Origin of the sequence: Ancylobacter sp. SL191 (assembly GCF_026625645.1) — a bacterium.
GTDB lineage: Bacteria > Pseudomonadota > Alphaproteobacteria > Rhizobiales > Xanthobacteraceae > Ancylobacter.
Genome location: NZ_CP113056.1, coordinates 2,419,478 through 2,433,368, shown reverse-complemented (window position 1 = coordinate 2,433,368; position 13,891 = coordinate 2,419,478). Strand labels below are relative to the sequence as shown.

General features: G+C 67.8%; 9 protein-coding genes. 1 reads left to right on the top strand and 8 read right to left on the bottom strand.

Annotated elements, in window-relative coordinates; translation table 11 throughout:
- Nucleotides 1–46: 46 nt before the first annotated feature.
- Nucleotides 47–853 carry a molybdate ABC transporter substrate-binding protein gene (gene modA / locus OU996_RS10950; RefSeq protein WP_267581636.1) on the bottom strand — a complete coding sequence of 269 codons (807 nt, stop codon included), beginning with the start codon at nt 851–853 and terminating at the stop codon, nt 47–49.
- Nucleotides 854–1,056: 203 nt separating this feature from the next.
- The gene (locus OU996_RS10945) at nt 1,057–1,302 is read right to left on the bottom strand and encodes a hypothetical protein (protein WP_267581635.1); all 246 of its coding nucleotides are present in this window, start codon (nt 1,300–1,302) and stop codon (nt 1,057–1,059) included.
- A 307-nt stretch (nt 1,303–1,609) separates the two neighbouring features.
- On the opposite strand from OU996_RS10945, the gene OU996_RS10940 reads away from it, so the two are divergent.
- Nucleotides 1,610–1,894, top strand: coding sequence for a hypothetical protein (locus OU996_RS10940; protein WP_267581634.1), 285 nt, complete (start codon nt 1,610–1,612; stop codon nt 1,892–1,894).
- 55 nt (nt 1,895–1,949) lie between these two features.
- Here the strand turns inward: OU996_RS10940 and malQ are convergent, their stop codons facing one another.
- The 6 genes from malQ to OU996_RS10910 all read right to left on the bottom strand — a co-directional run bounded on the left by malQ (nt 1,950) and on the right by OU996_RS10910 (nt 13,835).
- On the bottom strand, nt 1,950–4,334 hold the full coding sequence (gene malQ / locus OU996_RS10935; RefSeq protein WP_267581633.1) for a 4-alpha-glucanotransferase: 2,385 nt from the start codon (nt 4,332–4,334) through the stop codon (nt 1,950–1,952).
- Nucleotides 4,335–4,417: 83 nt separating this feature from the next.
- Nucleotides 4,418–6,088 (bottom strand): glycogen debranching protein GlgX, encoded by a 1,671-nt coding sequence (gene glgX / locus OU996_RS10930; protein ID WP_267581632.1) that lies wholly within the window; start codon nt 6,086–6,088, stop codon nt 4,418–4,420.
- Nucleotides 6,085–7,542, bottom strand: coding sequence for a glycogen synthase GlgA (gene glgA, locus OU996_RS10925; RefSeq protein ID WP_267581631.1), 1,458 nt, complete (start codon nt 7,540–7,542; stop codon nt 6,085–6,087). Before glgA ends, glgX begins: the two co-directional genes overlap by 4 nt.
- A gap of 42 nt (nt 7,543–7,584) precedes the next feature.
- Nucleotides 7,585–8,853 (bottom strand): glucose-1-phosphate adenylyltransferase, encoded by a 1,269-nt coding sequence (gene glgC, locus OU996_RS10920; RefSeq protein ID WP_267581630.1) that lies wholly within the window; start codon nt 8,851–8,853, stop codon nt 7,585–7,587.
- A gap of 14 nt (nt 8,854–8,867) precedes the next feature.
- On the bottom strand, nt 8,868–11,129 hold the full coding sequence (gene glgB / locus OU996_RS10915; RefSeq protein WP_267585682.1) for a 1,4-alpha-glucan branching protein GlgB: 2,262 nt from the start codon (nt 11,127–11,129) through the stop codon (nt 8,868–8,870).
- 201 nt (nt 11,130–11,330) lie between these two features.
- Nucleotides 11,331–13,835 (bottom strand): glycogen/starch/alpha-glucan phosphorylase, encoded by a 2,505-nt coding sequence (locus tag OU996_RS10910; RefSeq protein ID WP_267581629.1) that lies wholly within the window; start codon nt 13,833–13,835, stop codon nt 11,331–11,333.
- Nucleotides 13,836–13,891: the final 56 nt, after the last annotated feature.

Genomic DNA, 13,891 nt, shown 5'->3' with positions numbered 1-13,891 from the left:
GGCCTGACGGCCGTTCCGGGATGACACGCAGCCAGTCATTAGCGCCTCACTTCACCACGAAGCCATACTTTGCATAGATCGTCTTGGCTTCCGGTCCGACAAGAAAGTCGAAGAACGCACTGGTTGCCGGCGTGGCCTGCCCTTTCACGATCTCAAACGGGTATTCCACCGGCGGGTGGCTGCTGGCCGGGAAGGTGGCGACGACCTTGACGTTCTTCGCCACCGCCGCGTCGGTCGAGTAGACGATGCCGGCCCGCGCCTCGCCGCGCTCCACCAGCGCCAGCGCCGCGCGCACGCTCTCGGCGCCGACCACGCGGTCCTTCACCTTGTCCCACTGGCCGAGATTGGTCAGCGCCGTCTTCGCGTAGATGCCGATCGGCACGCTATCGGTGAGGCCGGTGGCGATCTTGCCGTCGGCGCCGAGGAAGGCCAGCCAGTCGAAACCGGCGTCGATGGTGACCGGTGCAGCCTTGTCCGCCGGGACGATCAGCACCAGGCTGTTGCCGATGGGCGTGACGCGCGTGGCCTTCAGCGTCAGATCCTTGCCGTCGGTGTAGTCCATCCACTTGAGGTCGGCCGAGGCGAAGATTGCCGCCGGGGCGCCGGCCTCAAGCTGCTTGGCCAGCGCCGAGGAGGCGGCGAAGGAGAAGGCCACGTCCTTTCCGGTCCTCTCCTTGTAGAGCTTGCCGATGTCCTGGAAAGCATTGGTGAGGCTGGCCGCCGCGAAGACGGTGGTGGCCTCCTGCGCCCGTGCGGCGCTCAGCGGCACGCTGGCCAGCAGGGCCAGAGCGACGCCGAGCGCGCCGGCCACAAGGCGGCGGGACAGGGTTGAGGAAACGGCACGAGGCGGCATGGACGGCTCCCAATCATATATCCACCGATATACATATATCCGTCCGTATACATGAAACCGCGCGACAGGACAGCCCCCGCAATGAGGGGCTGGTGTCCTGCACAGCCTCGGAGGTCAGGAATAGCGTCGAAGGCGCGCTGCGCCGGCCGGAGCGGCGATCACGGCCGACGGCAAGGCTTTGGCACGCAACCGCGCCGGCAGTGTCAGTCGATCACGCCGATATGGCGGGCCGTAGCGGCGGCGACGCGCTCGGCGGCGGCGACCAGATCGCCGCTGGCGAGATCGTCCGCCTCGGTCCCGCAGAGGGTCGCCGCTCCCCGGCTGACGACGCGGCGCCCGCCATCATCACGTACAACGGCGAACTCATAGATGTGGTGCGCCGTCCGGTGCATCACGCGAACGGTCGAGGGCGACAAGGTGACGACGTCAAAATCGGCGTTCAAATTCATCCTACCCTCCCTGGTCTGACCCCGACGCCGATTACGTTCCGGCGTTCATTCGCTAACGGACGGCGCGCAGATGACGCAGCGTCATGTTGCAACCGCAAGAATGGGAACTTTGGTCTAATCGGAGCGTTTCGACAACGGTTTTCTGATGCCGGAGGCGATTTGGGGAAGATTAGAGATAATCCAGAACCGTTCTCCGGGTTCAGAACACCGCCGCTTTATTGTTTGTGCACTGCACTCGCCAACCTTGCGGCACGGGATTTTACAACCTGAGCTGTGAATTTGGCCGAGTCAGGTGGGAGATGCGCTTATGAACCGGACGACGACCCTGATCCTGGCCGCCATCGTTCTGATCATCGCCGCCTATGCGGCGGTCCAGTACTCGGGCCGAACCACGACCCAGCCGACCGAGACTCCGACGCCTCCGGCTGCGGGCACCCAGTCGGTCGCGCCGCCCGCCGCCGATCCGATCACCCCGCCCCCGCCGGCTCCGGAAGCCGCCACGCCGCTGCCGAACGATCCGACCGTGCAGCCGAGCACGCCCAATAATGACCCCGCGCCGGGCACGCAGCCGACCTCTCCCACCACGCCGTGACGCAAAAAGGGGGCCGCAAGGCCCCCTTCACCGCTTCTTGACGCTGAATGCCTCGTCACGAGGTACGGCCGCGCTCCGCTCTCATGGCGGCCAGCGCGGCCTTGGCGCGTGGCGTGTCCAGCACCGTTTCGACGGGCGTGGCGAGGCGGCGGCGCCAATTCGGCCGCTCCGTATCCGTGCCCGGCAGGTTGACCGCCACCCTCTCGCCGCCGAGATCGTCGATCTGGGCGAGTGCCAGCATGGAGCGGGTGCGCGCGACATAGGCGTGCAGCGCCACGAAGAACGCGTCCGACAGCGGCTCGCCTTCCACGGGGGCGGCGTCGATCAGCCCTTCGCGCAGCAGCGCGGCGGCGAGCTCCGCTTTCTCCGCCGCCCGCGCCTCACGCGCCTTGGCCACCGCCGCCGCATCATCAAGCCCGAGCGTCAGCCGCTCGTCGAAATCAACGCCGTCCCACCAGCCCGGCAGGGTGGGCAGGTCATGGGTTGAGACGCAGGCCGCCGCGAGCGGGGGATAGTCCTGTGGCGCGATGAACACCTCGTCCTGCCGCTCGAACCACAGCACGCGATAGGAGAGCATGCGCTGCTCGGCCAGATGCTCGCGCATGCCACCGGGCACGGTGCCGAGATCCTCGCCCACCACGAGGCAGCGGGCGCGGTGGCTCTCCAGCGCGACCTGCGCGGCGAGATCCTCGAACGGCATGGCGAGATAGGTGCCCTCCGTGCCGCTCGCGCCTTGCGGAATTAGGAAGAGCCGGCGCAGCCCCATCACATGGTCGATGCGTAGCGCGCCGGCATGGCGCATGTTGGCCGCCACCAGCCGGGCGAAGCTGGCATAGCCATCGCGCAGCCACGCCAGCGGGTCGAAAGGCGGCAGGTTCCAGTTCTGGCCTTCAGGCCCGAGAGGGTCGGGCGGGGCACCAATGGTGACGCCCGGCATGAGCATGCCCGCCTCCGACCACGCTTCCGCGCCATCGAAGGACGTGCCCACCGCAAGGTCACGGTAGAAGCCGAGCGAGAGCCCGGCCTCTTTCACCCGAACCGCCGCCGCGCCGAGCTGCCGGTCGGCCACCCATTGTTGCCAGAGCGCGAAACGCACGGCCTCGGCTTTCTCGCGGGCGAAGGCGGCGACTGCCGGGCCGGTGGCGTCGGCGAGCCCGTCCGGCCAGTCGCGCCAGACCTTGCCGGGAAACGCCTCGGCAATCGCCTGGAAGGTGGCAAAGCGCTCCAGCATGGCGCCGCCGTCCGTGACGAAGCGCGTGAAATCCTCATCCTCGCGGAAGCCGGCAAAGGCGCGCCGCAACGCCGCCTCCTTGGCCTTCCACACGCCGGTGTAGTCCACCGACGGCTTCGCCGCGAGCGCTGGGAAGTCGTTCATCGACGCCCCGAGGGCGACGACGTCGATATAGATCGGGTCGAGGAAGCGCCGGTCGGAGGGCGAATAGGGGCTGGCCCGCTCGCGCTCATTCGGCAGCAGCGCGTGCAGCGGGTTGAGGCCGAGCACCTTGGCGCCCTCGCCGGCCGCGCGCGTGCCCAGTTCGGTCAGCGCGGTGAAATCGCCAATGCCCTGATCGGCACTGGCGCGGCGCAGCGTGTAGAGATGCGTGCCGATGCCGAACCAGCGTTCGCCATCCGCCAGCGCCATCGGCAGATAGCAGGCTGGCGGGGCGATGGTGAGGGCGCAGGACGTCTCGCCCAGCCGCACCACATGGCGGCCGATCGGCAGCTCCGGCAGGGGCACGGTGAGCGTGCGGGCCAGCCGTCCATCCGGCCGCTCCACCTCGGCGGACCGTCCTTCATCCGGGCGGATCGGGAAAGCGACGGTGTCGCCGCTCTCCAGCTCGATCACCGCGTCGAGCCGGCCGGTGGCACGAGCGGCAGCGCCGGCCAGTGTCAGTTCGGGCGCCGCGCCGATCTGCAGGACATGGGCGAAGGGCACGTCGCGGCCGAAACGCTGCTCGGAGAGCGTGGCGAGGCTGTCCGCCACCTCACCGATGGAACCCGCCGGCAGGCGGAGCCCGGCGAGCAGCGCCCGCTTGGTGTCATCCGGCACGATGTGCTGGGTGCCCTCGACATCCCACCACTCATTGGCGATGCCGGCCGCCGCCGACAGCCGCTCCAGCAGCGCCGGATCGGGCGCGCGGCGCGGCGCCTCAGGCGCCGGCGTCTCCACGATGATGAGCACCGCGCGGGCCGCGAGTTCCGCCGGCATGTTATCGCCAGCGCGGGCGGTGTCCGCCGTGTCGGCGGCGACCTGCCAGACATGCCCGTCGCGCGGCACCGGCAGCACGAGCGGACGCCCGGTCCAGCCAGCATTGAAGGCCACGGCCACGCGGTCGGCCGGCGCCTCGCCGCTAGCGGGCGCGTAGAACACAGCGACCAGCGCCCGCGCCTCGGGATCGCCCCAGCTGGGTGCGCCGCCTTCCGGCGCGCGCCATTCCACATCGGCGATGCCGCTGGCGTCGAGCGGGCGCCCGGTCAGCGGCGCGTCGAGCTGGAGTGCGCGGTGGGACCGGCGCAGCTCGATCAGCCGCGCGGTGAAGGCGGCGAGATCGGCGTCCAGCCCCCCCAGTCGAGCCAGGTCAGCGCATTGTCCTGCGCATAGGCATTGTTGTTGCCGGACTGCGAGCGGCCGGCTTCGTCGCCCATGGTGAGCATGGGCGTACCGCGCGCCATGAGCAGCGTCGCCAGCAGGCCGCGCACATCCCGCCGGCGCGCCGCGATCACGCCCGCGTCGTCGGTCGGCCCCTCAATGCCGTGGTTCCAGCTGCGGTTGTCATTCGTGCCGTCGCGGTTGTCCTCTCCATTCGCCTCATTGTGCTTGCGCTCATAGGCGACGAGGTCGGCCAGCGTGAAGCCATCATGGGCCGTGACGAAATTGATGCCGCGCGTGAGCGGGCGGCGGCGCGCCGCGAACAGATCGGCTGAGCCCGCCAGCCGCGTCGCCAGATCGCCGATCGTGCCGGCCTCGCCGCGCCAGAAGCGGCGGACATCGTCGCGGAACCGGTCGTTCCACTCGCCCCAGCCGGGCGGGAACTGCCCGACCTGATAGCCGCCGGGCCCGATATCCCAGGGCTCGGCGATCAGTGCGAGGTCGCGCAGCACAGGATCCTGCTGCAGGGCGGCGAGGAAGGGTGCGTGCGGGTCGAAGCCGTCCGCCCGGCGCCCGAGCGTCGCGGCCAGGTCGAAGCGGAAACCGTCGAGCCCGGTCGCGGCCCAGCGGCGCAGCGCGTCCATGGCGAGGCGCAGCACCGGCGCGCGTTCCAGCGCCAGCGTGTTGCCGGTGCCGGCATCGTTGATCAGCCGGCCGGGATCGTCCGCGGCGTGCCGGTAATAGGTCGCGTTATCGAGACCGCGCAGGCTGAGCGTGGGCCCGAAAGCGTCGCTCTCGCCGGAATGGTTCAGCACCACGTCGAGCACCACCTTGATGCCCGCGCCATGCAGTGCCGCGATTGCCTGTGTCACCTCGGCGAAGCCGCCCGGCGCGAGGCGCGGGTCGGGCGCGCCGAACACCACCGGGTTATACCCCCAGTAATTGCTCAGCCCGAGCGGGGGCAGATGGCGCTCATCCACCCACGCCATGGAGGGCATGAGCTCGACCGTGGTGATGCCGAGCGTGACCAGATGATCGAGCGCCGCCGGCTCCGCCAGCCCGGCGAAGGTGCCGCGCAGGCCCACCGGCACGGCCTCGTTAAGCTGGGTGAAGCCGCGCACATGCAGCTCATAGATCACCTGCCCATCCCAGCCGAACGCCGGCACAGAGGGGGCAGCCGTCAGGTCCGGCGTGACGATGGCCTTCGGCACGAAGGGCGCGCTATCCGCGTCGTCCCGCGCCGCGCCCTGCACCCGCGCGTCGAACTGGGTCGCGTGCAGGGCGAAGGGCCGGTCGAGCCGGACGGCATAGGGATCGACCAGCAGCTTCGCCGGGTTGAAGCGGTGCCCGCGCTCGGGCGCCCAGGGCCCGGCGGCGCGCAAGCCGTAGCGCGCGCCCTCGCTCACCCCGGCAATGTGGCCGTGGAACACATCCCCCGTCCGCCCCGGCAGGGGGATGCGGGCGATCTCCCGATCATCCGCGTCGAACAGGCAGAATTCGATGCTCTCGGCATGGGCGGAGAACACCGCGACATTCACCCCGGCCGCGTCGAGGGTCACACCAAGGGGTTCGGCGCGACCCGTTGAGACGCGGCCGGCGCTCACGCGTTGCGCTCCGCCACGAGGTCGCGGAACAGCGTCGCATAGTCCCGCGCGGCGCGGTCCCAGGAGACGTCCGTGGTCATGGCGTTGCGCTGCAGCTTCTTCCACAGCTTCTGGTCCTGCCAGAGCTGATGGGTCCGGCGCAGCGCGAGCTGGAGCGCCGGCACCGTCACGGGCGAGAACTGCACGCCGGTGCCGACCCCGGCGGTGCGCGCCACCTCGTTCACATCGATCACCGTATCGGCCAGACCACCCACGCGCGCCACCACGGGGAGCGCGCCATAACGCAGCGCCGAGAGCTGCGTCAGCCCACAGGGCTCGAAGCGCGAGGGAACCACCAGCGCGTCGGACCCCGCCTGGATGAGGTGCGCCACCGACTCGTCATAGCCAAGCCGCACACCGATGCGGCCGGGATTGACCGCAGCCGCGCCGGCAAAGCGCGCGGCAAGGTCCGCATCGCCCGAGCCGAGCAGCACGAGCTGCGCACCGAGCTCCAATATGGTGCCGAGGCTGTCGGCCAGGAGGTCCAGCCCCTTCTGCCAGGACAGCCGGCTGACCACGCCGAACACCAGCGTCTCCGGGTTCGGCTCCAGCCCGAACGCCGCCTGCAGCGCCGCCTTATTGGCATCGCGCGCCTTGATCCGCTTGAGGTCGAAGGGCGCCGGGATGAGCGTGTCCGCCGCCGGGTTCCACGCCGCCTCGTCGAGGCCGTTGAGAATACCGTGGACCACATGCTCGCGATCGTTCAGCAGCCCTTCCAGCCCCATGCCGGCTTCCGGCTGGAGGATCTCGCCGGCATAGGTCGGCGAGACCGTGGTGATGCGATCCGACAGCTTGAGCGCCGCCTTGAGATAGCCGAGCGTGCCGTAATATTCGATGCCGTGAATGCTCATCGCTTCCGGCGGGAAGCCGAGCGTCGGCGCCAGCTCCGGCGCGAACTTGCCCTGGAAGGCGATGTTGTGGACCGTGACGACGGTGCCCGGCCGGCGACCGCCGGAATAATGCAGATAGGCCGGCGCGAGACCCGCCTGCCAGTCATGCGCCTGCACCACTTCCGGCACGAAGGCCGGCACCAGCCCGAGGCCGATGCCCGAGGCGACGGCGCCCAGCGCGGCGAAGCGCTGGGCATTGTCGATCCAGTCTACCCCGTCCGGCCCGGCATAGGGCCCGCCCGGCCGGTCATAGAGATGGGCGGCGTCGATCACGAAGAGATCGAGCCCCGCCGCGCGGGCGGCGAGCAGCCGGCCGGGACCACCGAACAGATGATCGAAGTGATAGACGGGCTCCGCCGTCTCCAGCGCCGCCATCACGGCGGGATAGCCGGGGATGAGCGTGCGCATCTCCACAGTGTGGGGAGCGAGCGCCGCCGGCAGCGCGCCGGCGACATCAGCGAGACCGCCGGTCTTCACCAGCGGATAGATTTCCGAGACGACCGATAGAACCTTGAGACCCGACACGTTTTCCCCTGCCCTCGCCGGACGCCCCCGCCAGACGCTACCTTACATGCCCAGCTTGTCGATCATCGGCTGGGTGATGAGGCAGATTCCCTTGTCGGTACGCCGGAAGCGCTTGGCATCGAGTTCCGGATCCTCGCCCACCACGAGCCCCTCGGGAATGCGCACGCTGGCGTCGATCACCACATTCTTCAGCCGGGCCGAGCGGCCGATCTCGACATAGGGCAGCACCACGCTGTTCTCGATCGTGCCGTAGGAGTTCACCCGCACGCCGGTGAACAGCAGCGCGCGGCGCAGCGAGGAGCCGGAGATGATGCAGCCGCCGGAGACCAGCGAGGAAATCGCTTGCCCGCGCCGGCCCTCATCGTCGTGCACGAACTTCGCCGGCGGGGTGATCTCCGCATAGGTCCAGATCGGCCAGTCGCGGTCATAGAGGTCGAGTTCCGGGACGACGCCGGTGAGGTCGATATTCGCCTCCCAATAGGCGTCCACCGTGCCGACATCGCGCCAATAGGGTGCGGTCTCCATGTCGGAGCGCACGCAGGAGCGCGAGAAATGGTGCGCCACCGCCTTGCCGTGCTTGACGATGTAGGGGATCAGATCCTTGCCGAAATCATGCGTCGAGAGCGGATCGGCGGCGTCGCGGCGCAGCTGGTCGATCAGGAACTTGGTCTCGAAGACATAAATGCCCATGGAGGCAAGCGCCTTGTCCGGGCGGCCCGGCATCGACGGCGGATCTTTCGGCTTTTCCAGGAAGGAGATGATGTTGTCGCGGTCGTCGACATGCATCACGCCGAAGGCGCTCGCCTCCTCGCGCGGCACTTCGAGGCAGCCGACGGTGACATCCGCCCCCGCATCGACGTGCTGCTGAAGCATGAACTCATAGTCCTGCTTGTACACGTGATCGCCGGCGAGAATGATGATGTGGCGGGTGTCATAAGCCTCGATGATGTCGAGGTTCTGGTACACCGCGTCGGCCGTGCCCAGATACCACATGGTCTCCGAGACGCGCTGGCTCGCCGGCAGCACGTCGAAGCTCTCATTGCGCTCGTGACGGAAGAAGTTCCAGCCGCGCTGCATGTGCCGAATGAGGCTGTGGGCCTGGTATTGCGTGGCGACGCCGATCCGGCGAATCCCGGAATTCAGCGCGTTGGACAGCGCGAAATCGATGATGCGCGACTTGCCGCCGAAATAGACGGCAGGCTTCGCGCGGCGGTCGGTCAGCTCCATCAGGCGGCTGCCCCGGCCACCAGCGAGGACATAGGCCATCGCCGTGCGGGCGAGTGGAGCGTTCTGGGCCGTCGGCCTTGGCATGAAGTGTCGTCTCCCTAGTGCATCTTTCCGGCGGGGCTGGCGGGTGCGGAATTCTTGTCGTCCGCTTCGGGCTCAGCCTGCTCGATTTCCCATTGAAGGTACAGCGTTGCCAGCGGCGGCAACGTCACTTCCACGCTCGCGGGCTGGCCATGGGCCGGTATGCCCACCGCCTCGACCGCGCCGCAGTTACCAACGCCTGAACCGCCATAGGTTTCAGCGTCGGTGTTGAGTATTTCGCGCCAGCGCCCCGTCCGCGGCACCCCGATGCGGTAGGGACCACGAGGGACCGGCGTGCAATTCGACACCATCACCACCGGCGCATCCTGCGGCCCGCCGGTGCGCAGCCAGGCGAAGACGGACTGGGCGGAATCATCCACCACCACCCACTGGAACCCCTCCGGCTCGCAGTCGCGGGCGTGCAGAGCCGGGGTCTCGCAGTAGATGCGGTTGAGGTCGCGCACCAGGAGCTGCGTGCCGCGATGATGCGGGCCCATCACCATCAGGTGCCAGTCGAGCGAGCGCTCCTCGCTCCATTCGCGGCGCTGGGCGAATTCCTGGCCCATGAACAGCAGCTTCTTGCCGGGATAGGCCCACATCAGCCCGTAATAGGCCCGCACCGTCGCGAATTTCTGCCAGTCATCGCCGGGCATCCGGCTCAGCACCGTGCCTTTGCCGTGCACCACCTCGTCATGGGACAGCGGCAGGACGAAATTCTCCGAGAAGGCGTAGACGAAGCCGAAGGTGATCTTGTCGTGGTGCCAGGGCCGGTACACGGGATCGAGCGCCATATAGTCGAGCGTGTCGTGCATCCAGCCCATGTTCCACTTGAAGCCGAAGCCGAGACCGCCGGCGAAGACCGGCTGCGACACGCCGGCCCATGAGGTGGATTCCTCGGCGATCACCACCGTGCCGGGATGCTCGGCATAGATGGTCTCGTTGGCGCGGCGCAGGAAGGAGACGGCGTCCTTGTTGTCGTTGGAACCGTCGGGGTTCGGCGACCACTCGCCATCCTTGCGCGAATAATTGAGGTAGAGCATCGAAGCCACCGCATCCACGCGCAGACCGTCGATGTGGAAGCGGTCGAGCCAGTACAGCGCGTTGGCGATCAGCATATTGGCGACTTCGCGCCGGCCGAAGTCGTAGATCGCCGTATTCCAGTCGGGATGAAAGCCGCGCTGCGGGTCGGAATGCTCATAGAGCGGCCCGCCATCGAAATGGGCGAGGCCGTGAATGTCGGTCGGGAAATGCGCCGGCACCCAGTCGAGAATGACCGACAGCCCTGCCTGATGCGCCCGGTCGACGAAGCGGGCGAAGCCGGCCGGGTCGCCAAAGCGGCTCGTCGGAGCGAACAGGCCAATCGGCTGATAGCCCCAGGAGGCGTCGAGCGGGTGCTCGGAGACCGGCAGCAGCTCGATATGGGTGAAGCCCATCCAGCTCGCATATTCGACAAGCTGGTCGGCCAGCTCGTCATAGGTCAGCCAGCGGTCGCCCTCGCCGTGCCGCCAGGAGCCCAGATGCACCTCATAGATCGACATCGGCTTGCGCCGGGCCTCGCCCGAGGCGCGGGCAGCGATGTGGGCCTCGTCATGCCACTCGAAATTGTCGGTGCGCGCGACCACGGAGCCAGTGTTCGGCCGCAACTCGCCGCGAAAACCGAACGGGTCCGCCTTCAGCGGCAGCAGCCGGCCATCGGCGGAGACGATCTCGTATTTGTAGATGGTCCCCTCGCCGACGCCCGGCGCGAAGATCTCCCACAGGCCGCTATCGACGCGCTTGCGCATCTGGTGGCGGCGCCCGTCCCAGCGGTTGAAATCGCCGACCACGGAGACGCGCGTGGCGTTCGGCGCCCAGACAGCGAAGCGCACGCCCTCGACGCCTTCATGCGTCGTGGGGTGCGCGCCGAGCCGCTCATAAAGCGCGCGGTGCGTGCCCTCGACCAGCAGATGGTCGTCCATGGGGCCGAGCACCGGGCCGAAGGAATAGGGATCGTCGAAGCGCCAGTCGCCGCCTTCATTACGGGCGTGGAGGCAGTAGCGCGCCCAGGCGGGGCGCTTGGCCACAAGCCCCTCGAAGAAGCCGGCGGGGTTCCGACAGGTGAGATCGAGAAAGGCCGTACCGTCCGCCTCGGTCGCCGCAAGCTCGGTCGCATCCGGCACAAAGGCGCGGATGACCAGCCCGTGGGGCGTCTCATGCGGTCCCAGAAGACCGAAGGGATCGGGATGGCGGCCGGCGACGAGAGCGTCGACTTCCTCGTCGGGGGCCTGCCACGCAAACATCGTCACCCACGTCTCCTCAGCCGGATTCGAACCATCAAGACCCGACCGCCATGAAGGTTCCTTTACCGCTGCGTGAAAGTCCACAATCCGTTGTGCGATACCTGCGCAGAAGGTTACTGCCGCTACGTCAGCGCAAAAAGAAAGACCGCCCGGCGGGTGCCGGACGGTCTTCCTCGCAGATCATGAGCCGGTTTGCCGCCCTCAGCGGGCGTTGCGCACCGGCACGTTCCAGATGTCGCGGGCGTATTCGGAAATCGTCCGGTCGGAGGAGAACCAGCCCATATTGGCCGTGTTGATGGCGCTCGAAGTCCACCAGGCCGGCTTGTTGTTCCAGAGGTCGTCCACCTTGCGCTGGGCGTCCCAATAGGCATCGAAGTCCGAGGTGACGAGGAAATAGTCGTGGTGGCGCAGCGCGTCGACCAGCGGCTTGAAGCGGTCCGGCTCGTCCGGCGAGAACACGCCCGATTCCACCGCGTCCAGCACCTCGCCGAGATGATGCGACTTCTGGATCGCGCCATATTCGTCGATGCCGGTGCGGCGCCGCTCCTCGACCTCGTCTGCCGTCAGGCCGAAGATGAAGATGTTGTCGTCGCCGACATGATCCTTGATCTCGACATTGGCGCCGTCGAGCGTGCCGATGGTGAGCGCGCCGTTCAGCGCCATCTTCATGTTGCCGGTGCCCGAGGCTTCCATGCCGGCGGTGGAGATCTGCTCGGACAGGTCCGCCGCCGGGATGATGCTCTCGGCCAGGCTGACATTGTAGTTCGGCAGGAACACCACCTTCAGCAGGTCGCGCACGGTCGGGTCGTCATTCACCACCCGGCCGACATCATTGGCCAGCTTGATGATGAGCTTGGCCATGTGGTAGCTCGCCGCCGCCTTGCCGGAGAAGATCTTGACGCGCGGCGCCCAGTTCTTGGCCGGGTTGGCGCGCATCGCGTCATAGAGGGCGATGGTCTCGAGCACGTTGAGCAGCTGGCGCTTGTACTCGTGGATGCGCTTGATCTGCACGTCGAACAGCGCGCCGGGATTGACCTTGATGTCCAGCCGGTCGCGGATGATGCGGGCGAGCGCGACCTTGTTCTGGCGGCGCACCGTGGCGAGCCGGTCATGCAGCGAACTGTCGGCGGCGAACGCCTCCAGCTTCTTCAGCTCGGCCGGATCGTCCAGCACCGCCGGGCCGCACACGTCGACCAGCAGGTTGGTGAGGCCCGGATTGGCCTGGTAGAGCCAGCGGCGGAAGGTGATGCCGTTGGTCTTGTTGTTCATCCGGTCCGGGAACAGCCGGTAGAAATCCTTGAAGACCGTCGTCTTCATCAGCTCGCTGTGCAGCGCCGCGACGCCGTTGATCGAGTGCGAGCCGAGGAAGGCGAGATTGCCCATGCGCACGCGCCGGCCATGGTCTTCCTGGATCAGCGAGACCGAGGACAGCAGCGCGTCGTCGCCGGGGAACTCGGTGCGCACCTTCTCCAGATGCTTGGCGTTCAGCAGATAGATGATCTGCATGTGGCGCGGCAGCACCCGCTCCATCAGCGGCACCGGCCAGGTCTCCAGCGCCTCGGGCAGGAGCGTATGGTTGGTGTAGGAGATGGTGCGGGTGGTGATGTCGAAGGCTTCGTCCCAGGCGATGTCGTGCTCGTCCACCAGCACGCGCATCAGCTCGGCCACCGCGATGGCCGGGTGGGTATCGTTGAGCTGGATCGACACCTTGTCGGGCAGCGAGCGCACATCGCCGAAGCTGTCGACATGGCGGCGGATCAGGTCGTGCAGCGAGGCGGCGGTGAAGAAATATTCCTGCCGCAGCCGCAGCTCCTGGCCGGCCGGCGTGGCGTCGGAGGGGTAGAGCACCTTGGAGATGGCTTCCGCCTTCACCTGGTTCACCAGCGCACCGACATGGTCGCCCTGGTTGAAGGCGTCGAGCCGCAGCGGGTCGGCCGCGCGGGCGGACCACAGGCGCAGCGTGTTCACATGCTTGCCGCGCCAGCCGACGATCGGCGTGTCATAGGCGACCGCCTCGACCGTCTCGGCCGGGTGCCAGATCTGCTTCTTGCGGTCATTGCCGACCGCCACCGCCTCGACCGAGCCGCCGAAGCCGATGTCGTAATAGACCTCCGGCCGCTCGAACTCCCAGGGGTTGCCGAAGGACAGCCAGTCCTCGGGATATTCCTGCTGCCAGCCATTCTTGATCATCTGGCGGAACAGGCCGTTCTCATAGCGGATGCCATAGCCATAGGCGGCGATGGAGAGCGTCGCCATGCTGTCCATGAAGCAGGCGGCGAGACGGCCGAGGCCGCCATTGCCGAGCGCCGCGTCCGGCTCCACCTGCCGCAGCCGGTCGAGATCGACGCCGAGATCGCCCAGCGCGGCGCGCACCGTGTCGAGCAGCTCCAGATTGGTCAGCGCGTCGAACAGCAGCCGGCCGATGAGGAATTCCAGCGAGAGGTAATAGACCCGCTTGCGCCCCTCCGAATAGGTCTGGCGCGTGGAGGTGATCCAGCGGTCGACGATGCGGTCGCGCGTGGCGAAGGCCGTGGCGAGGAACCAGTCGCGGTCGCTCGCCGCCGCCGGATTCTTGCCCACCGCATAGGTGAGCTTGGAGATCACCGCGGCGCGGAACTTGGCGACGTCGTCGCTCGCGGCAGGCGCCAGCGGGCGGGCGGGGGTCTCCGGCTTCTCCAGCATCTTGTCTTCGGCCTCAACTGACATCGAGCTTATGCTCCCATTCCGGCCTTCCGCGCCCGGCTGAACCAGCACGCGGGGCC